At 60.9% G+C, this 20,847-nt stretch carries 13 protein-coding genes and 2 pseudogenes; 8 read left to right on the top strand and 7 right to left on the bottom strand.

All coding sequences use genetic code 11. The features are described from left to right. Window positions 1-53: 53 nt before the first annotated feature. The 4 genes from polA to B4968_RS15145 all read right to left on the bottom strand — a co-directional run bounded on the left by polA (window position 54) and on the right by B4968_RS15145 (window position 6,101). Entirely contained in the window at window positions 54-2,873 is a 2,820-nt protein-coding gene (gene polA, locus B4968_RS15160) for a DNA polymerase I (RefSeq protein ID WP_083100319.1), read from the bottom strand. 370 nt (window positions 2,874-3,243) lie between these two features. Continuing rightward, window positions 3,244-3,675, bottom strand: a complete 432-nt coding sequence (locus B4968_RS15155) for a CBU_0592 family membrane protein (RefSeq protein ID WP_083100317.1) — start codon at window positions 3,673-3,675, stop codon at window positions 3,244-3,246. A gap of 126 nt (window positions 3,676-3,801) precedes the next feature. After that, window positions 3,802-5,556: an alpha/beta fold hydrolase gene (locus B4968_RS15150; RefSeq protein WP_139792858.1), complete on the bottom strand. Its 1,755-nt coding sequence runs from the start codon at window positions 5,554-5,556 to the stop codon at window positions 3,802-3,804. A gap of 362 nt (window positions 5,557-5,918) precedes the next feature. Continuing rightward, the gene (locus B4968_RS15145; RefSeq protein ID WP_083100311.1) at window positions 5,919-6,101 is read right to left on the bottom strand and encodes a zinc-finger domain-containing protein; all 183 of its coding nucleotides are present in this window, start codon (window positions 6,099-6,101) and stop codon (window positions 5,919-5,921) included. 82 nt (window positions 6,102-6,183) lie between these two features. Here B4968_RS15145 and B4968_RS15140 point away from each other — a divergent pair. Both B4968_RS15140 and B4968_RS15135 read left to right on the top strand, forming a co-directional pair. Continuing rightward, window positions 6,184-7,112, top strand: a pseudogene (locus B4968_RS15140) (ABC transporter ATP-binding protein). A 32-nt stretch (window positions 7,113-7,144) separates the two neighbouring features. After that, window positions 7,145-7,723 carry a DUF922 domain-containing protein gene (locus B4968_RS15135; RefSeq protein ID WP_161492599.1) on the top strand — a complete coding sequence of 193 codons (579 nt, stop codon included), beginning with the start codon at window positions 7,145-7,147 and terminating at the stop codon, window positions 7,721-7,723. Between the two features lie 143 nt (window positions 7,724-7,866). On the opposite strand, the gene B4968_RS15130 is transcribed toward B4968_RS15135, so the two are convergent. Then, window positions 7,867-8,331 carry a DUF1203 domain-containing protein gene (locus B4968_RS15130; protein WP_083100348.1) on the bottom strand — a complete coding sequence of 155 codons (465 nt, stop codon included), beginning with the start codon at window positions 8,329-8,331 and terminating at the stop codon, window positions 7,867-7,869. 455 nt (window positions 8,332-8,786) lie between these two features. Here B4968_RS15130 and gpmI point away from each other — a divergent pair, with 455 nt between their 5' ends. The 5 genes from gpmI to B4968_RS15105 all read left to right on the top strand — a co-directional run bounded on the left by gpmI (window position 8,787) and on the right by B4968_RS15105 (window position 15,284). Continuing rightward, window positions 8,787-10,304: a 2,3-bisphosphoglycerate-independent phosphoglycerate mutase gene (gpmI, locus tag B4968_RS15125; RefSeq protein ID WP_083100306.1), complete on the top strand. Its 1,518-nt coding sequence runs from the start codon at window positions 8,787-8,789 to the stop codon at window positions 10,302-10,304. Beyond that, complete coding sequence (locus B4968_RS15120) at window positions 10,304-11,449, top strand: murein hydrolase activator EnvC family protein (protein ID WP_083100347.1); 1,146 nt, start codon at window positions 10,304-10,306, stop codon at window positions 11,447-11,449. The genes gpmI and B4968_RS15120 overlap by 1 nt, the downstream gene beginning before the upstream one ends. Window positions 11,450-11,456: 7 nt before the next feature. Beyond that, the gene (locus B4968_RS15115) at window positions 11,457-12,794 is read left to right on the top strand and encodes a S41 family peptidase (protein ID WP_083100346.1); all 1,338 of its coding nucleotides are present in this window, start codon (window positions 11,457-11,459) and stop codon (window positions 12,792-12,794) included. A gap of 239 nt (window positions 12,795-13,033) precedes the next feature. Then, window positions 13,034-14,119 carry a ribosome small subunit-dependent GTPase A gene (gene rsgA / locus B4968_RS15110; RefSeq protein WP_083100345.1) on the top strand — a complete coding sequence of 362 codons (1,086 nt, stop codon included), beginning with the start codon at window positions 13,034-13,036 and terminating at the stop codon, window positions 14,117-14,119. 100 nt (window positions 14,120-14,219) lie between these two features. Next, complete coding sequence (locus B4968_RS15105) at window positions 14,220-15,284, top strand: bifunctional transcriptional activator/DNA repair enzyme AdaA (protein WP_083100303.1); 1,065 nt, start codon at window positions 14,220-14,222, stop codon at window positions 15,282-15,284. Window positions 15,285-15,420: 136 nt separating this feature from the next. Here B4968_RS15105 and B4968_RS15095 read toward each other — a convergent pair whose 3' ends face one another. Both B4968_RS15095 and B4968_RS15090 read right to left on the bottom strand, forming a co-directional pair. Further along, window positions 15,421-16,590 carry a DUF6478 family protein gene (locus B4968_RS15095; RefSeq protein ID WP_420916535.1) on the bottom strand — a complete coding sequence of 390 codons (1,170 nt, stop codon included), beginning with the start codon at window positions 16,588-16,590 and terminating at the stop codon, window positions 15,421-15,423. A gap of 154 nt (window positions 16,591-16,744) precedes the next feature. Continuing rightward, window positions 16,745-17,740 carry a hypothetical protein gene (locus B4968_RS15090; protein WP_083100298.1) on the bottom strand — a complete coding sequence of 332 codons (996 nt, stop codon included), beginning with the start codon at window positions 17,738-17,740 and terminating at the stop codon, window positions 16,745-16,747. Window positions 17,741-18,038: 298 nt separating this feature from the next. On the opposite strand from B4968_RS15090, the pseudogene B4968_RS15085 reads away from it, so the two are divergent. Then, a pseudogene (locus tag B4968_RS15085) lies at window positions 18,039-20,847 on the top strand (ABC transporter transmembrane domain-containing protein); the annotation flags it as partial.

Below are 20,847 nucleotides of genomic sequence, written 5' to 3'. Positions count from 1 at the left end.
ATTTCAGCGGGCGGGAGAGCTACCGGATTGAGGCTTGAAGCAACAGATATGTGCTAGTGTGCCTGCGCCCAGTTGCTCCCTTGCCCGGCCTCGACACTCAGTTTCACATCCAGATGCACCGCAGGGTCGGCAGCGTTTTCCATCACCTGGCGTGCGGTTTCGATGGTCTCTGCCACCGCAGCCTCGGGGACTTCGAACAGCAATTCATCGTGGACCTGCAACAGCATCCGGGCGGGCAGATGGGCAATCGCCTGCGGCATGCGTACCATGGCCCGGCGGATCACATCGGCGGCCGTGCCCTGAATGGGGGCGTTGATCGCTGCCCGTTTGGCAAAACCCGCGCGTGGCCCCTTGGCGGCAATCTCCGGCGTGTGGATCTTGCGGCCAAACAGCGTCTGCACATAGCCGTGCTCCTTGGCGAATTCCACCGTCTGATCCATATAGGTGCGGATGCCGGGGAAGCGCTCGAAATACCGGTCGATAAAGCCCTGCGCCTCGGCGCGTGGAATGCGCAGATTGCGCGCCAGACCAAAGCCGGAAATCCCGTAGATCACGCCAAAGTTGATCGCCTTGGCCTGACGGCGAATATCCGGCGTCATCTCCTCCATCGGCACGTTGAACATCTCCGAGGCCGTCATGGCGTGAATGTCCTGGCCCTCGGCAAAGGCCGCCTTCAGCGCGTCAATTCCGGCGACATGCGCCAGAATGCGCAACTCGATCTGGCTGTAGTCGAGCGACAGCAGCACATTACCCGGCTCGGCGACAAAAGCCTCGCGAATGCGGCGGCCTTCTTCTGAACGCACGGGGATGTTTTGCGGGTTGGGGTCAGACGAGGCCATGCGGCCGGTGTTCGCCCCGGTCTGAATATAAGAGGTATGCACCCGGCCGGTCTCTGGATTGATATGGTCCTGCAGCGCGTCTGTGTAGGTGGATTTCAGCTTGCTCAGCTGGCGCCAGTCCAGCACCAACCCGGGCAGCGTGTGCTCTGTCGCCAGATCCTCAAGGATATCCGCACCGGTGGCATAGGCGCCGGTTTTGCCCTTTTTGCCGCCCGGCAGTGCCAGCGTGTCAAACAGGATTTCACCCAGCTGTTTCGGAGAGCCGACATTAAACGGCTGACCAGCCTGTTCGTGGATTTCCGCCTCCAGCCCGGCCATCTTCTGGGCAAAGGCATTCGACATCCGGCTCAATGTGTCACGATCCACCTTGATGCCGTTGCGCTCCATCTCGGCCAGCACAGGCACCAGCGGCCGCTCGAGCGTTTCATAAACCGTGGTGACCTGCTCTCTGTGCAGCTCGGGCTTGAAATGCTGCCACAGACGCAGGGTGACATCGGCATCTTCCGCCGCATAGGGCACCGCATCCGTGATGGGCACCCGGTCAAAGGTGATGGCGGATTTGCCGGTGCCCAGCAGCGGTTTGATCGGGATCGGTGTGTGGTCGAGATAGCGCTCTGACAGGGTGTCCATGCCGTGATTGTGCTCACCTGCGTGCAGGGCGTAGGACATCAGCATGGTGTCATCGATCGGCGCAACTGCGATGCCATAGCGGTGGAGGATCTTGGCGTCATATTTCATGTTCTGCCCGATCTTGAGCACCGCCGGATCCTCAAGCACCGGTTTCAGCATCGCCAGTGCGTCTTCCAGCGGCATCTGGCCTTCGGCCAGGCCTTCACCGCCAAACAGATCATCGCTGCCGGCCTTATGGGTCAGCGGAATATAGCAGGCCGCGCCGGGCTCAACACAAAGCGAGACTCCAACCAGATCAACCAGCATGGAATCCAGCCCGGTGGTCTCGGTATCCACGGCGACATAGCCGCGCTGATAGATCTGGTCGATCCAGACCTGCAGGGCCGTCGCATCCCGGACGCAGTCATATTTTGTGGCATCAAACGGCACGGCTTCTGGCGCGGCTGTGGCCGTTGTTCCCGCAGCGGCGCTCTCTGGGATGCTCGGGGCCTCGACGCCCAATTGGTCGGAAATCCGCTTGGTCAGGGTGCGGAACTCCATCTCAGTCAGGAAGCCCAACAGCGTGTCAGGATCAGGATCCAGCACCTCGAGATCTTCGAGGGTGAAGTCCAGCAGCATGTCGCAATCAAGCTGCACCAGGGATTTCGACATCTCGATCTGGGCGCGCTTGTCGATCAGGGTCTGACGGCGCTTGGGCTGTTTGATCTCTTCGGCCCGGTCCAGCAGGCTTGTGAGATCGCCAAATTCATTGATCAGCAGCGCAGCCGTTTTGATGCCAATGCCAGGGGCTCCGGGCACGTTGTCGACAGAGTCGCCCGCCAGCGCCTGCACATCAACCACCCGGTCGGGGCCAACGCCAAATTTCTCCCGCACGCCCTCGCTGTCGATGCGCTTGTTCTTCATTGCGTCCAGCATCTCGACGCCGCCGCCGACCAGCTGCATCAGGTCCTTGTCGGACGAGATAATGGTACAGCGCCCACCCGCATCGCGCGCCTGATGCGCCAGGGTTGCGATGATATCATCGGCCTCAAATCCGTCGATCTCTTTGCAGGCGATGTTAAAGGCGCGGGTGGCATCACGGGTCAGCGGAAACTGTGGCCGCAGGTCTTCTGGGGTGGGGGGGCGATTGGCCTTGTAGAGATCATAAAGATCATTGCGAAAGTTTTTGCCCGGGTGGTCAAAGATCACCGCCGCATGGGTCGGCGCATCGGGGCCGGTGTTGCCCTCGACATAGCGGTGCAGCATGTTGCAGAACCCGGCAACAGCGCCAATCGGCAGCCCGTCTGATTTGCGCGTCAGCGGCGGTAGCGCATGATAGGCCCGAAAGATAAAGGCTGAGCCATCGATCAAATGCAGATGACAGCCTTTGCCAAATTTGGCTTTGCCGATTTGGGTGTCGCTCATGGCCTGATGCTCCGGGAATAACGCGTTTGTTCCCGTTATCGGTGATCCGGCGAGTGAGGGCAATTGCCCATTGTACCCGCGGCCAGAGAGTGCCCGCGGCCAGAGCAGCGTGGCGTGCGCGCAAAATCCTTGCCCCCGGCGGGAGGTAAAAACTGCCGGGGCAAGGGACAGGGGGGATGTGGAGAGATCTGTTAAGAAATCGCCCCTGTATCTGGCGTGTTGTCTGGCGTGGCGCATCCGGCTGACATGCTGCGTCAGGCTGGCCGCGCAGATCGGCTGACCGCGCGGATCGCCCGCACTAAATCGCCCGCACTAAATCTGGCAGACTAAATCTGGCAGTGCAGATCTGACTGGCTCAGACCTGCTTGCCTCAGTGCAGTGGCGCCTGCGACATGCCCCTGCGTCTGCCGGTCTGTGTCACCAGTTGATTGGGAGATCGTCGGTCCCGCGCGTGTCGCCGCATTGCCGCAAAGCTCTGGCGCAGAGGTTCTGGCTGCGACTGAGACTGGCGCATCTTGGACTGGCGCATCTTGCGCAGGACAAAGCGCCGCGACAGGCCAAACAGGCCAAGGCAGACATAGCTTGCCTGGATCAGAAAAGCGGCCAGATTAAAGGCCGTTACCAGGCTGATCAGCACGCAGGATGCGGCGGTGACCACAAAACAGGTATAGCCAACGCTATTGCCGCAAATACGTCCGGTCTGCAGTAGGGTGAAAGCGGTAATATATAATGAAAACCCAACAACACCGATGAGCTGCAAAATTTGCGGGTGCTGCTGCAATGCGGCAATGAAATCACTCATAAGAAACTCCCTGAACAATAAGAGCACTTAGGCAGAGCGTTCAAAGAGGGTCATACCCCCGATGGGGTAAGGCCCGCGTATTTTTGCAAAAACATGCGCGGCTAGCGGGATGTTGCCTGCACCAGGTCAGCAATCTTTTGCACAACATCTGATGCGTCCTGATAGAGCACCAGTTGTCCGACCTCTGGATAGCCGTAAAACGTGAACCCCATCCGGCTGGCAAAGGCCTGCGCGCTGGGCAGGGTGACAACCGGGTCGGCACCACCATTGCACCAGCACCACTGGCTGGCTCAGACCCTGGCAATATTTTGACCAGTCGCGCACCACATGATGCGAATCGATGGCAAAGCTCCAATGGCCCTGCTGCACCACCTGGCGAAATCCGGTGAACAGGATGTCGCGGTGTTCGGGGCGGGCGGCGAGGGCGCGATCGGGGCTGTCGGGACGGTAGAGCGCGTTGAGAAAGGCTTCGACTCCACCGGCATCAATCTGGGCAATGCCGGCGCGCAGCAGGGTGGGCAACATGCGCGGCGTAAACCGCGCGGTCAGGGCCATGACCTGCTGGCGGTAATGCATGGCACGGATCTGGCTCATCTCGGTGATGGGCACGGCCCCCGAGATATTAAAGACGCCCTGCACCAGATCGGGATGCCGCTGCGCCAGACGAAAGGCAAAGACCGCGCCGGACATATTGCCAATGGCAAGAAGTCGGCTGTAGCCCAGATGTTTGAGGAAGGGCTGCATGTCGGCGCAGAAGCGATCCGGCGCCTCTGCGGGGTGGCGTTGGGCGACCGGGTCCAGATCGCTGCTGCCAAAACCGGGGCGCAGCGGGCAGATGAATTTGAGCCCATGCCGGTGCAGCTGCTTCACCACCTGTGGCGGAAAATTCGGCCCGTTCAGCATGTTATGGATAAACAGGCAGGGGGCGCCGTGCTCCGGGCCAAAGATCCGGTAGCTGATCTTGCGCCCCTCTGGCAGGGTAAAGACATGGTCGCTGCCCCCTGTCGCAGACCCCGTGGGGCCATCGGTTTTAATCAGGGCTTCAAGCCCTGTCATGATCCGCACCAATTGCTGTTGGTTGGCGGTATAGGTCTTGCGCCGGATCGCCTTGAGCTGGGTGCGCAGGGTGTCGACGGATCGTCCGGTGGCCTCGGCGATCTCACGCAGATTGGCGCCGGTGAGCAGCTCGCGCGCCACCCGGGTTTCGGCCTGGGTGAGGCCAAACATCTGGCGCAGGATCTGGTCATGCGCCTCGGTCCAGCGGTTGTGCAACCCGGCCAGAACAAAGCCGCCCGTATTGTTTCCCGTGTTGTTCCCAGTCTGATTTCCTGTACCGCTGCCGTTGCCTGTACCTGCGCCGTTGCCTGTGCCACCACTGTTCGCCAGCTCGCGCACCATGGGGTAGGGGTGTTTGTCGCCCTTCGCAAAGAACACATAGACCTCACCGGGATAGCTGGACTGCTTGCCGCTCAGCTCCTGCCGCAGGCGACTGGCGGTCTCGGTTGACATGGCCAGATCGAGCAGCGCGTCTCCCGGCGCTGCCCCCAGAACCTCGCAGGCCAGCGCGCTGGCACTGCTGATGTCGCCGCGCGAGGTGATGCGGATTTCGGCGCGCTCACTGGCGGGCACCGGGGCGGACGCTGAGGCGGGGGGCTCCTGTCGGCCCAGCCGGTCCAAAATCTCGAAAGAGCGCAACAGATGTTGCGATATTTCCGGCGATGGGCCAGCGGGACTGTCGCCTGTCAGGGGGTTCTCTCCCAAGGTTGCCATGAGGTGCTGGCCCCAGAGATCGACCAGGCGGTCGTAGACATGCGGGTCAACCGCCACCTCATAGATTGTCTGGATCAGCGAGGTCTGATCGACCATCCTCCGATGGGACATCCAATACATCTGCCATCACCAGCGACACTCCCGACAAAGGGGTGGTTTCACGGAGAAAGGGAAAACACCAAACAAAAACAGATTACGCATCAGGGCCGCAACAATACCGACCCTGCGACTCATATTCGGAGCCGAAGATACCCGTGTAGGATACTGTGATTTTCTGTCTCGTCTATCTTTGTGCCCTGCGGCATTGGGGGGAAAATTTCGCCGTGCAGCGCAGAATTGTCGCCCGTCCTAAAGGTCGGTGCTACAGCTCGCTACTAGCATGAGCAGGAGATTGCGCTGGAAAGCGCCGTTTGTTACCGCGTTTGCCAGCCCGCAAATCTGGCCGTAAAATAGCCCGTAAACCTAGCCGCAGATCACGCCGCAGAGTCTGCGTGATCCTTGTGGATGTATTTGCAGTCGCAATAAGGGCATTCAACCCAGCCTGTGTCCTCGGGGATCTGCAGGTAGACCCGGGGGTGACCCAGCGCGCCTTCGCCGCCATCGCAGGCAACACGGTAGGTCTCGACGATCTTGATCTCGGGTGCTGGGATGGTCATCGCTGGCAGTCCTCTTGGTTTTCGGCTAGGCGCATGTTCAAACCATGTATGTCTGATGCAAAAACCGGGGGCAAGAGCTGCTATGAGAGATGAGGCAATCCGTATCGAAAGCTTGCGCAAAACCTACAAGGGCGCAAAGGGCCAGCCAGAGAAGCAGGTGCTCAAGGGCATCGACCTCACCATTCCGCGCGGCTCTGTCTTTGGCCTGCTGGGGCCCAATGGCGCTGGCAAATCTACCATGATCAACATCCTGGCCGGCCTTGTGCGCAAGACCTCGGGACGGGTGACGATCTGGGGGTTTGATCAGGACGCCAACCCGCGTCAAAGCCGCGCCGCCATTGGGGTGATGCCGCAGGAGCTCAATCTGGATCCGTTTTTCACCCCGCGCGGCGCGCTGGAGGTGCAAGCCGGACTATACGGCGTGCCCAAATCGGAGCGGCGCGCGATGAAATCCTTGCTATGGTGGGCCTCACAGACAAGGCGCATGCCTATGCCCGCACTCTGTCGGGGGGCCTGCGGCGCAGGCTGTTGCTGGGCAAGGCGCTGGTGCATCACCCGCATATCCTGGTGCTGGATGAACCTACAGCCGGGGTGGATATCGAGCTGCGCCAGATGCTCTGGGCCAATATCCGTAAGCTGAATGAACAGGGTATGACCATTATCCTCACGACGCATTATCTGGAAGAGGCCGAGGAGATGTGCGACGAGATCGCCATCATTGACCAGGGCACGGTGGTGGCGCGCGACAGTACCGCCAACCTGCTGGGGCGGCTGGATGCAAAATCCATGGTGGTGCAGCCCGCCAGCCCGGTTGGGACCCTGCCGCAGGGCGCAGGCATCACCTCCGAGCTGCGCGACGATGGCGCGGTTTTGTTACGCTATCACGGCAATGCCACCAGTGCCGATGAGGTGCTGGCGGCGGTGCATGCGTCGGGGATCTCCATTCGCGACGTCAAAACCGCCGAGGCCGATCTTGAGGACGTGTTTCTGGCGCTGACAAAAGCAACCTGAGGAAGCTTTTGCAGGGGCGATGCTGTCAAGGGTTGATTGCCTCCGATGCCTGGATCACACTGTCGTTTTTTGGCAGTGTTTTCAGAAGGGTAGGTTTCTTGGCAAAGCGGGGTGTTAAAGGTGTTTTGGCAGTGGGGCTTCTGGCTGCCCTATTGTGGGGCGCCTGTGTCGTCCATTTCGTTCAGCGCGGGCCTGTACTGCTGAAAAGCGTTGAATTCTATCAAGTGGATGCGTTGACCCGCGAGGGGCTGCTGCAACAGCTTTCACAGCGTGGACCCAGGGGATATGACGGGTTAACTGAATGGCAGATCACTTGGAATTGGCTGTGCCGGGGTGAGTTGCGTTCAAGGATAACCTTGCCAAAACATACCAGATTGGCAGAGCTGGGGCCTCTGCAGCAAGACAGCTGGAAGGCCTATCTGGCGGCGCTGCGGCGGCATGAGTTTACGCATCAGTATCATGGAGAGAGGGCCGCCAAAGAGGTCGCTGAAAATGCCTGTCTCGGCGCAAAATTCATTGTTGGTTATTGGATGGCTCAAACGGAGATCTTTGATCTGCGCACCAACCACGGGGCCAAGGATGGGCTGCAACTCAATCTATGGACCCCGTGACGCGTTGCATTGTTGTGCACCGTCGCTGTGGTGCGCTGTCTTCCCGGCGCGCGCCCACAGGGCAACGCGCCGGGAAGAGGTTTTGGCAGGGATGGTAACAGAGTGTCCTGTTCCATTTCGCGGGCGAAACATTTGCGGCGGGATTATGTGGCGTCGATACGGGCCTGATAGCAGTTATTGCGCGACGAGCGGATATGGACGTAGTCCACCCGTGCATTCGCCAGAATGGCTTCTGCTTGCTGCATCATTGCTCTCTGCGGCACCACCGCTCCGGTCCCGTAAACGATACGGTCCTCACCATTGTAGCCTTTGATCAGATACTCGGGGGATCCCGTCAGGGCCTGGGGCAGGTCTGGCCCTTCGTGCCGGGTGCAGGGCGCGGCGCAGAGAAAGATGGGTCCGGTCTCGGCATAGGGCTGGGCCGTGGCAAAGGGGCGGTGGGCAAGGATGAGCATCTCGGCGCCATCGGGGATGTAACGCAGGCAGTGACGGCAGGGGTTGGAGCCGCCATCTGAGAGGGCGCGCTCGGGGCGCTGGCCATGGGCGTCTTGTCCGCCTGCTTGCAGATGGCGGGTGAGCTCGGTGGTAAGGGCGACTATTCTGGGCATATCCATTTTCCGTTCTTTGGGCTGTTGTTGGGGGCAACACTGGACCGGATGCCCCGGTGCAAGCGATCCGAATCCTGCGCATAGGGAGGGCTCCCCCCCGGGGATGGTGCATCGCAGATGCGCCCTCCACCCGTTGGGCCAAGCGCGCTGCCCTCCTGAAGGAGAGCAGCGCGCTGCTGCGCAAAACTCTGAGCCTGCCACAATCTTTGAGAGCAGCCACATTGAGCAACGAAGCGCGCGGTAAACGCACAGAATTGCGCCACGATGGCGCAAGAGAACGCTGAAGGCCCGGTTGAAGGCTGTTTGAGCCCCGGCGGAAGGTTTTGCTGGCGGAACTGGCAGCGTTGATGGTGCTGATATCGCTACCTGCGACAGGAAGGTGGTTCACCAAGGGGCGGCAAGCGGGTAGAAGGCTGGCAAGGCCTTGACGGCCGCTATTGCTCGGGAGTTGCGACATGACCATACCGAAACCCGTCGTTCTGTGCATTCTTGATGGCTGGGGCAGCGCGGAACCCGGTGCCGCCAATGCGCCCTATCTGGCGAAGACGCCAACCTTTGACGCCTTGATGGCGGCGGGACCGCAGGCACGGCTGATCACCCATGGGCCGGATGTGGGGCTGCCCAGCGGGCAAATGGGTAACTCCGAGGTAGGGCATACCAATATCGGTGCCGGCCGGGTGGTGGCGATGGATCTGGGGCAGATTGATCTGGCGATCGAGGATGGCTCGTTTGTGCAGAACGCAGCCCTGCAGGATTTTATTGCCAGGCTGAAGGAAAGTGGCGGCGCGGCGCATCTGATGGGGCTGGTCTCGGACGGTGGCGTGCATGGCCACATCAGCCATATTCTGGCGGCCATCCGCGCGATCACCGCAGCGGGCGTGCCGGTCTGGCTGCATGCCATTACAGACGGGCGCGATGTGGCGCCAAAATCCGCCTATTGCTACTTTGAACAGCTGAAAGAAAACCTGCCGCGCGGCACCAGGGTTGCAACTGTCACCGGGCGCTATTTCGCCATGGACCGCGACAACCGCTGGGAGCGCGTCAGCGAGGCCTATGCGGCCATGATCAAGGGCGAGGGGCGCAGCGTGGCCGATGCGCATGACGCGGTGACCCATGGCTACAACCAATCCGAGACGGATGAGTTCATCAGTGCCAGCGTCATTCGCGGCTATCAGGGTGTGCAGGACGGTGACGGCTTTTTTTGCCTTAACTTTCGCGCCGACCGGGCCCGCAGGATCTCGCGGGCCATTGGCGAACCGGGTTTTGCCGAATTCGACACCGGCCCGCGGCCAAAACTGGCGGCGCTTCTGGGCATGGTGGACTACTCCAAGGAGCACAACGCCTATATGACCACGGCCTATCCCAAGGCCAAGCTGGTCAACACGCTGGGCGAATGGGTGGCCAAACAGGGCAAGCGCCAGTTCCGCCTGGCCGAAACCGAGAAATACCCGCATGTGACCTTCTTTCTGAATGGTGGCAAAGAAGAGCCCGAGGTGGGCGAAGACCGCGCCATGCCAAAATCGCCCAAGGTGGCGACCTATGATCTGCAGCCCGAGATGAGCGCCCCAGAGGTGACGTCGACTTTCGTTGCCGCTATCAAAGACGGCTATGATCTTATCGTTACCAATTACGCCAACCCGGATATGGTGGGTCATACCGGCGACATTCAGGCCGCGATCAAGGCCTGTGAGGCGGTGGACCAGGGGCTGGCCCAGGTGGTTGACGCGCTCAAGCAAGTTGGGGGCGCCATGTTGGTGACCGCAGATCACGGCAATTGCGAGGTCATGGTGGATCCGAAAACCGGCGGGGCGCATACGGCGCATACCACTAATCTGGTGCCATTGGCGCTGGTTGGCGGCCCGGAAGGCGCAAAACTGCGCGATGGCCGACTGGCCGATCTGGCGCCAACCCTGCTGGATCTGATGGGCCTGCCAAAGCCGCCAGAGATGACCGGGGAAAGCCTGCTTTCATGATGACACGCGCTGCCGGGGTTTTCCTTTTTGCACTGATCTGTTTTGCCGCGCCGCTGCAGGCGCAGCAATCACCTGCCGAGGCTGCCCGTCTGGCCGCGCAGCAGCTTGAGGCGGCAACGGTGGCACTGGAAGCGGCGGAAAGTGCTGCGGATCGGGTCAAGGCGCTGACCGGCACTGTGCGCGCCTATGAGGCCGGGCTTGGCGCGATGCGGGACGGGTTGCGCCGGGTGGCGCGGCGCGAATCGCAGCTTTTGGCGCAGCTGAAAGCCCGCGAAGACGAGGTGGCCGAGCTGCTGGGTATTTTGCAAACCATCGAGACCTCGGCGCCGCCGGTGCTGATGCTGCACCCTTCGGGGCCATTGGGGGCCGCCCGCTCTGCTATGATGGTGGCCGAGGTGACACCGGGGCTTTATGCCCGCGCCGAAGCCCTGCAACGCGATCTCGAAGAGGTGCAAACCCTGCGGATGCTGCAACAAAACGCCGCCGGTATTCTGGAAAACGGGCTAAGTGGCGTGCAGGAGGCGCGCACGGCGCTGTCGACCGCCATTGCGGATCGCACCGACCTGCCGCGTCGTTTTACCGAAAACACAGTGCGCACCGCGATACTGATTTCCTCAACCGAGACCCTGACCGGATTTGCCAGTGGACTGGCCGAGATCGCCGGCGGTGCAGATTACATCGCGCCGACCAGCGCTGACATCAGCGCGCTGCGCGGAGACCTCGTCATGCCGGTCGAAGGCCTGCTGCTGCGGGGCTTTGAAAAGCGCGATGCGGCAGGGATTGTGCGTCCGGGAGTGTTGATTGCAGCGCGTCCTCGCGCGCTTGTGACCTCTCCGACGGCGGCAACAATCCGCTACCGTGGCCCGCTGTTGGATCTGGGAAATGTGGTCATTCTTGAACCACAACCCAACACGCTCTTTATTTTGTCAGGTCTCGCAGAGGTTTATGGTGAGGCAGGTCAGGTGATCCCCGAAGGTGCACCCGTTGGTTTGATGGGCGGAAGTTCTCCACAAGCTGGTGCCATTTTGTCACTTAGCGGTGAAGGGGGTGGAACTGACCGGACAGAAACGCTCTATATAGAAGTCAGAATGGACAACAGCCCGGTGGATCCTGAAACATGGTTCCGTATCGGAAAAGGTGGATGAAGGTCTCATGAGAAAATTTGCCATGGCCGCTATTGGCGGCACCCTGGCCGGTATCGTTGCAACAACCTATGTGGCCGGCCCTTTGCTGGCACAGGAAACAGCGCGCGAAGCAACGGTCTACGAACAGCTCGATCTCTTTGGCGATATATTTGAGCGTATCCGCGTGCAATATGTCGAAGAGGTCGACGAGAAAGAGCTGATCGAAGCCGCAATCGGCGGTATGCTCTCTTCGCTCGACCCGCACTCTAGCTATTTGTCGCCCGATGATGCCGCCAGCATGCAGGTGCAGACCCGTGGTGAATTTGGCGGTTTGGGTATTGAGGTGACCCAGGAAGAGGGCTTTGTCAAAGTTGTCTCGCCGATTGATGGCACCCCGGCGGATGAGGCCGGCATGGAGGCTGGCGACTTTATCACCCATGTGGATGGCGAAAGCGTGCTTGGCCTGTCGCTGGACGAAGCCGTGGACATGATGCGGGGGCCGGTGGGCTCTGAGATCGTGATCACCGTGGTGCGCGAAGGCGAAAGCGAGCCCTTTGACGTCTCAATCATCCGCGACACCATCAAACTGACGGCAGTCCGCGCCCGCACCGAAGGCGAGACCGTGGTGATGCGTATCACCACCTTCAACCGTCAGACCACGCCCAATCTGGAATCCGGTTTGAAAGAGCAGATCGAGGCCGCAGGCGGCATCGACAAGGTGAGCGGCATTGTTCTTGACCTGCGCAACAATCCCGGCGGTCTGCTGACCGAGGCGATCAGCGTGGCGGATAGTTTCCTCGACAGTGGCGAGATCGTCTCGACCCGTGGCCGCAACCCCGAGGATGGCGAACGGTTCAATGCCACTCCGGGCGATCTGACCAGTGGCAAGCCCATCGTGGTGCTGATCAATGGCGGCTCTGCCTCGGCGTCGGAAATCGTCGCCGGTGCCTTGCAGGATCACCGCCGTGCGATTGTTGTTGGCACCAAAAGCTTTGGTAAAGGCTCGGTTCAGACCGTGATGCCGCTGCGCGGCGATGGTGCCATGCGCCTGACCACGGCGCGCTACTACACGCCCTCGGGTCGCTCGATCCAGGCGCTGGGCGTCAGCCCCGACATCGTGGTGGAACAGCCCCGCCGTAGCACCGAGGAAGAAACCGAAGAAGAGAGCACCGCACGCCGCACCCGCACCGAGGCGGATCTGCGCGGCAGCCTGAACAACGACAGCCTGACCGAGGACGAAGTCCGTCAGATCAAAGAGGACCGTGCCAAGGCGGAAAAAGCGGCTGAGCTGCGCGAGAAGGACTACCAGCTGGCCTATGCCATCGACATCCTCAAGGGTCTCGTGGCTTTGGGTCCAAAACAATAATCCTTTGTGAAACCTCCGGGGCGGAGTCCCGGGTGTTGTGCACAAAAAGACAAGAGGCTGCTCCCACAGAGCGGCCTCTTTCTGTATGAGCGGCCAGTATGAGCGGCCAATATGACTGGCCTGTATTTCCGGCGACCTTGCAGGTCTGAAAATTCCGCAGCGACTTTTATCGCGGTGTGTTTTATGATCCTCGCGGCGCAGAGACCGCCGCAAGCTATAGCGATGAAAGCAAAGCCCAGATGACACGGGACGACCCCCAAACCTTGCCGCCAACCTCCACGAATGATGCCGCAGCACCTGAACTGACGGCGTTGCAAAAGCTCGGCTGGCAGCCTTTCTTTGCGCGGCAGGTGGCTGACGAGGATCTCGTGGCAACGCCGCCGGTGCGGGTCACCGAGGAGCATCGCAGCGGTTTGCGGGTGCAGGGCGACGGCATTGACCAGTTGGTGCCGCCAAAGCTGGCCGCCACTGTCGGCGACTGGGTGCTGCTCAATCAACTGCTGCCGACCGCCAGCCGGGTGCTGGAGCGCAAAAGCCTGTTCAAGCGCCGCGCCCCCGGTCATGACCGCAGTATTCAGCTGATCGCTGCCAATACCGACACCAGCTTTATTGTCACTTCGTGCAACCCCGATTTCAATCTGGCCCGGCTGGAACGCTATCTCGCGTTGGCCTTTGAGGCCGAGGTGACGCCGGTTATTCTGCTGACCAAACCAGATCTTTGCGACGATCCTGCGCCCTATGTCGAACAGGCCCAAAGCATCTCGTCACGGGTGCCTGTGGTGTTGCTCAATGCCAAAAGCGCCGAGGCCAAAGACCAGCTCGCGCCCTGGTGCAAGCCAGGAGAGACGCTGGTGTTTCTGGGCACCTCCGGCGTGGGGAAATCAACGTTGGTCAACGCGCTTTTTGGCGATGAGAAGGCCGAGACGGCAGAAATCCGCGAGGATGATGCGCGCGGACGCCACACCACACGACACCGGCAGATGCGCTTTTTGCCCAATGGCTGCGCGGTGATGGACACGCCGGGTATGCGCGAGTTGCAGATGGCCGAGGCCGAGGCCGGCATTGCCGATCTGTTTGAGGATCTCACCGAGCTGGCCACCCAGTGCAAGTTCCGCAATTGTAAACATGAAAACGAGCCCGGCTGTGCGCTGATCGCGGCCCGCGCACGCGGTGAGCTCGATCAGCAGCGGCTGGAACGCTGGCGCAAGCTGGTTGTTGAGGACCGCAGCAACACCGCCTCGCTGGCCGAGCGCAAGAGCAGTGGCAAAGCCCTGCGCAAGACCATCCGCAACATGAAAAAGCTCAATAAGAAACTGGGTCGCTAGCGCGGCGCTCTGAAATGCGCAACAGAGTGCTGCCAGTGTTTTTGATATTAACGCCCGGAAACCGGCGACGCAGGCCCATTGGATTGGCTAGTCTGGCGGCATGATGTTTGACCTGCCTGATTCTAAAACCCTGTATGAGGCCCTGTGCAGCCGCGATGCCGCCTATGAGGGGCGCGCCTATGTTGGTGTCTCTTCTACCGGCATCTTTTGTCGCCTCACCTGCCCGGCGCGCAATCCCAAATTCGAGAACTGCCAGTTCTACGCCAGCCCCGGCGCATGCATTGAGGCGGGATTTCGCGCCTGCAAACGCTGCAAGCCGCTCAAGGCGGCTGCCGGGGATGACCCGATGGTGCAGCCGCTGATTGACGCGCTGGAGGCGCGGCCAACGCATCGCTGGCGCGAGGGCGATCTGGTGGCGCTGGGCTATGATCCCTCAACGGTGCGGCGGGCGTTTAAACGCCATTTTGGCATGACCTTTCTTGAAATGGCGCGGCAACGGCGGCTGCGCGAGGGCTTTACCGCACTGTCCGCCGGAGAGCCGGTGATTGCGGCGCAGATTGAGGCCGGGTTCGATTCGCCTTCGGCGTTTCGGGCGGGGTTTGCCCGACTGGTTGGTATGGCACCGGGAGCCTTTCGCAAGGACGCGCTGCTGTTGGCCGACTGGATCGACACGCCACTGGGGGCAATGGTCGCGATCAGCTGTCAGCACCAGCTGCACCTGCTGGAGTTTGCCGACCGCAAAGCGCTGCCGCGTGAAATGATCCGGCGGCAAAAGGCGCAGCCCGGCGGTATCGGTTTTGGGCGACCACCGCCGACGCAGCAGGTGGCCGGGGAGCTGTCGCGCTATTTTGCCGGAACCGAGGCCCGCTTTGACACGCCGCTGGCGCTGCATGGCACCGCATTTGAACGCGACGTCTGGCGCTATCTGCTACAGATCCCGGCCGGTGAAACCCGCAGCTATTCGCAGATTGCCCGCGATCTGGGGCGGGCCTCGGCGACACGGGCGGTGGCGCGGGCCAATGGCAGCAATCAGATCGCCGTTGTGGCGCCCTGCCACCGGGTTCTGTCGGCAGATGGCAACCTCACCGGCTATGGGGGCGGGCTGTGGCGCAAACAGCGTCTGATCGAAATCGAGACCAGCTATAAGGAAAGACTGACCGCATGACCGGTACAGACTGCGGTTCTCGCCTTCGCTGGATTGGTCTGGGCAGCTCTGGTCCGGGCAGCTCTGCTCTGGGTGGCCCTGGTCTGGGCGGCCGGAGCGCTGGGTCTGAACGGACAGTCCGACTGGCGGCCGTACTTCAGCTGGTTTCAACGCAGTGACGGCGAAATGCCCGTTTCAACATGTCCAGTTCTGCCCGCAACAGCTCGATCTCGGCCCGCATGTCATCCACGGCGGCCTCGCCTGCGATCAGCGAAAAGCTCTCCAGCTTTTGCCCGCCACTGCCGCCCTCGGCAATGACAAAGGTCTGTACCCCGTCGGCAATAGCATGCGGCGGTATCGTGATATGCAGGTTCCATTCGCCAAAGGCACTGCCCTCGGTGAGCGCGATACCTTCCAGAGGTTTGTCCTGAAACAGCACCTGGATATCAGGCGGCAGACCTGACTTTGCTGTGGTCTGGACCACACCTTCCCAGGTGCCGTTGTGAAAGCGGATCTTGGTGACGGTCAGGTCGCTCATCTTGGGTGTCTCATGTCTGGGCCTCAAATATTGGCACGGCGGTGGCGGGCAAAGGGTCAGGTCGCGCAACACCACCCGATTCATGTCCGGGGCCTCAAAGATCAGGTCGAGCCAAATGCGCTCGATGCGCTTTTCGTTCAGGTTGGAATAGGCCAGATCGTATTCCACGGTGACGTTTTTCTCACCCAGCGGCAATTCACGCACCAGCTGCTCGGTATTGGGACCATGCCGGATATTGAGGCGGGCAAAAATCTCGAGGGGTTTTTCCGTCTCGATGATGGCATCGACGCGTATCAGGTGATGGCGCAACAGGCCCTGGCAGGTCTCTCGCTGGAGGTCGACCACCTCCAGCGAGAGAAAGGAGCCGGCAAATTTGAACACATCCATGCGCAGGCCAAAAGGCGCCAGGTCTTCTTCGCGGCTGTTGCGCAGCTGGCGCAGGGTCAGCTCGGGAATCTCGCAGTCATGGAACAGGGTGATCTCCTGGCCCAGTTTTGATTTGGAGGGCACAGAAGACAGCCCCGGTATGGGCATGGGGCCGCGCCACAGCTCAGGGCGCCAGGACCAGTCGGTGCCATGGGGGCGGGAAAAGGACGACGAGCCAATCTGCGGCAGCGCCAGACGTCCATCGGCGACATGGATCAGCCGGTTCAGCTGCTCTTGCAAAACCCGGGCCTGATTGCGCTGTTGGCGCAGCTGCGGCAGCGGCATATTGGCAGCCTGTGCTGCGCCTTGCCGCCAACGGCGCAAACTGCCCCGGTGCAACAGCTTGTTTAGAAAACCGCCCATGTCGCGTTCTGCTACCTCTGTTGTTGTCCGGACCTTCTGCCCAGAGCATCGTCACATGTGATATCGGGGCAAAAGCCCTGAAAGTCACGCTGCCTTTTGCAGATCCTGCGCCTGTCCGGGCGTCTGAACCTGCTGCCCGTCTAGCCGGGTCAGGCTACTGAAATATAGCGGCAATCCTCTTGCGCAGCGAGCGTTTTTGCGCGGGCGGCGTGGCGGCGGCAGAATTGCCCTGCATGGCGGCGGCGTTTTGCCCCGTTGCAAGGGGGGCTATCTGGGAATTTTGCTGTGTCTCTGGTCGGGATTTGGGCCGTGTGGTGGCGCCCGGGGGCTGCTTTGCGGCAACAGGTTTTTTTGCCAGTGGCACGGCACTGGGGGCTGCGTCAGAGCGGGGAGCCCTGCTGGCGTGCAGACTGCGCCGGGTCATCTCGGTCAGCAGATCGGCGCCTGGGTGGCCCAGCAACTCACTGCCTTCGGGCGCATAGAGCCCCAGCACCACCAGATGATCGTTCAGCACAAATGCGCCGCGCCAATGATCCGCACTGGCACCGCTGCTGCCCGTGACGCTATGGCCCTGCCATTGCAAGCGCACCAGAGGCAGCAGGCCTTTGTCATCATAATAGAGCAGTTTTGCGCCCTCGGCGGTACGGGCCAGATCTGCCGTTGAGGGGGCCGCGGCCGCGTTGGTCTTGCCAATGGTGGCGGTGATCACAGCGGCCCTGTTGCGGCCAAACCAGCTGCTTCCTTGCAGGAAATTGCATCTGGGCAACAAGGCAAAGCCGCCGCTCGCGTCCTGGCGCAGCGTTGTCGAATCAATGCAATAGCCGCGCGGTGCGACCAGAGTCACATTGCCTTTGGCAAAACTGGCCTGGGAATGCGCCGCAGTGCTGCGGGTGCTGGAGGCGTCGGCACTCTGGTTGCCAGAGCTGGCAAAGGAAAACCCGGCCTCTGGTATGGCGCTGCAGCCAGTTAACGCCCAGCCCGCCAATGCACAGACAGTGACCAGCATCCTAGCGCGTCGGCCTGGCAAAACCCGGCTACTGTTGCGCGCAAATCTGCGGGCCAGAGCCGCTGCCATATAGGCCGGCGCGCCGGGCAGATCGGGGGCTTTGTCTTCTCTCAGATGCCCGCTTCTTAAATGCCAGTGTTTCATGTGCCCGTGTCTCATGTACCTGTGAGCGGTTATAGTTTTCATCTCTGCTGGTCTTCTGGTCACCGGGACCAGCCTCATTTTTCCCCGTGGATGGGGAGTGTTGTGATGCGCGCCGCAAGATTTCAGGCCTGCGCCAAAAGTACCCCGCAGAAGCGTGATCTGGATCACCTTGCCTTTGCCCGTTATGGTGCATACCGTCGTCAGGTTTTGGCACAGTGACTCAATTTCTGCCGGTAACGGCAAGCAGGAGACACGCGCAAGACTTTAGCATGCAGCTATTATGCCACAAGGACCGGTGATGCCCACAACGCTGTTTTCATTTATCTGGCGCTACTCAAAGCGACAGCAGCTTGGCCTGCTGGCCCTGACCTTGCTGATCTTCCCGTTTCTGTATGCCTCGCTTGAGTTGCCAAAGCGGATCATCAACGATGCCATTGGCGCCCCTGAACCCATTGTTGAGATCTGGGGGCAGGAGGTCAGCCAGGTCAACTATCTGTTGATCCTGTGCTGCGTGTTTTTGGCAACCGTGGTGGTGGCGGGCCTGTTGAAGATGCGGCTGAATACCGCCAAAGGCGTGGTGGCCGAGCGGTTGTTGCGGCGCCTGCGCTATAGCCTGATCAGCCGGATGATCCGTTTCCCAAAGCCCTATTTCCGCACCACCAGCCAGGGTGAGCTGGTCTCGATGATCACCTCCGAGAGTGAGCCCATGGGGGGCTTGATGGGGGATGCGCTGGCGCAGCCGGTGTTTCAGGCCGGGCAGATGCTGACCATTGTGGCCTTTTTGTTCATGCAAAGCGTCTGGTTCGGGCTGGTCTCTATCGCGTTGATTCCGCTGCAGGCCTGGCTGATCCCGCTGTTGCAGCGCCAGATCAACCTGCTGAACAAGGACCGCATTCAGGAGGTGCGCGCCCTGGCGGCCGAGATTGGCGAGACGGCAGCGGGGATTTCCGATCTGCGCGGCAACGGTGGCTGGCGCTATCGTCAGGCACAGATCTCGGACCGGCTGGGGCGGCTGTTTGAGATCCGCCGCCGGATCTATAACAAGAAATACTTCATGAAGTTCCTCAACAATCTGATCGGCCATATGACGCCTTTCGTGTTCTACTCGGCCGGCGGTGTGCTGGCCATCAGAGGTGAGATCACCGTGGGTGCATTGGTGGCAGGGCTGGCCGCCTACAAGGATCTGTCGGCCCCCTGGAAAGAGCTTTTGACCTATTACAATCAGCTGCAGGACATGGGGCTGCGCTGGTCGATCATGACCGAACGTTTTGCGCCCAAAGACATGATCGACGCCAAACTGATCGAAGGCGTGCCGGACGATCTGCCACATCTGCGCGGTGATGTGATTTTCCGCAATGTCTCGCTGCGAGATGCCGAGGGCAATATGGTGCTTGAGGATCTGTCGCTGACCATTCCCGAAGGTGCGCGCGTCGCCGTGCAAAGCAGCCGTGACAGCGAGCGGGCGGCCTTTGCCCAGCTTCTGACCCGCGAAGTGGTGCCTACGCGTGGTTCTATCACGGTGGCGGGTCACCGGCTGGAAGCGCTGCATCAGGGGGTGATTGCGGCGCGGGTGGGCTATGCCTATTCGCACCCCTATCTGTTTTCCGGATCCCTTGGCGATAATGTGCTGATGCCGCTGCGCAGCAGCCCCAGCCTGCCCAATCCCTCGGTCCAGGCCCAGCGCCAGGTTGCCGAAGCGCAGCGCGCGGGCAACAGTGCTGACCTGCTGCAGGCTGATTGGGTCAATCCGGCCCTTGCCGGGCTGGGGTCTGCGGGGGAGATGTGCGCGACTGGTGGTTCCAGTTGATCGAGGCCATGGGGGTGGATCAGCAACTGTTCCGCCGCACGCTGCATGCCCAGCTGCAGGTGGGCAATCACCCGATGCTGGAACAGCAGATCATAGAGCTGCGCCCGCTTATCAGGCAACGTCTGGCCGAGGCCGGGCTGGACAGCGTGGTCTATCATTTTGAGCCAGACGCCTTTAATCCGGCGGTGCCTCTGGCCAGCAATATCCTGTTTGGCGCGCCAACGCGGGATATTTCCCCGGACGAGCTGCTGGCCCCGGGGCGGCTGGTCTATCAGGTGATCAGGGATCAGCATCTGGCGGCCGAGACCCTTGGCATTGGCCTGGGTGTTGCCGAAACCCTGATCAAGACCTTTGGTCGCGACAACCTCGACCATCCGCTGTTTCAGCGCCTTGGACTGGATGATGAACTATACTGTCGGCTCTGCAGTGCCGCCGAAGAATATGCCAGCCTTGAGGGCCGCGCGACCGGCGAGGAAAATACCCAGCATCTGAGCGAGGCCTCGCGGGCGGCGCTAATGACCATCCCCTTCCTTTTGTCGGCAGAACAAATTGGTCCCGGTTTTCCCGAGGTGTTCAAAGCTCGCATTCTGAAAATCCGCGCCGCCAGCGGGGGCAGCCTGATTGCGCGCTCTGATGGTCTGTTCCAGCCGCTGCAGCTGGACGGCTATGTGCCGCGTCTCACGGTGCTTGAAAATGCGCTGTTTGGCAAAATATCGCTGCATGCCGGCGACAAAGCGCTGCAGGTTGAGACGCTGGTGAGCGAGGTTCTCGAGGCGCATGGGCTGAAAAAGCGTCTGGCGCTGATCCTCTATGATCTGCCCACGGGTCTTGGCGGCTCTTTGCTGGATCCGATGTTTCAGGAGCGCGCCGCCTTTACCCGGGCCGCGATCAAACGACCTGACATTCTGATACTGGACCGGGCGCTGGCCAGCCATGATTCCGACAGCCGTCTGCAGACCCGTGACCGGCTGCAAAAGCTGATGCCGGCAACCACGATGGTGTTTCTGGAGGAAGAGTTCCGTCACCCGGAACGCTATGATCTTTTCGTCGAAATTCACGATGGGCGCATCGACGGTGTTGAACGGCGCCATGAGAAGCGGCCTGACGGGGTGGCGGCCGAGGATTTTCGGCAAAAGACCGATGTCATTGCCCGCGCCGATCTGTTTGCCCGGCTGGATGCACGCAATCAGCGCCTGCTGGCCTTTTCGGCCCAGTGGCACCGGGTCGCCAAGGGCGCGTTGATCTTTGCCCGGGGTGAAAGCGTGATGCCGGTGTATCTCTGTCTGCAGGGCCCGCAGAG

Source organism: Pseudophaeobacter leonis (assembly GCF_002087335.1).
Lineage (GTDB): Bacteria > Pseudomonadota > Alphaproteobacteria > Rhodobacterales > Rhodobacteraceae > Pseudophaeobacter > Pseudophaeobacter leonis.
This window is presented reverse-complemented; position numbering and strand designations above follow the sequence as displayed.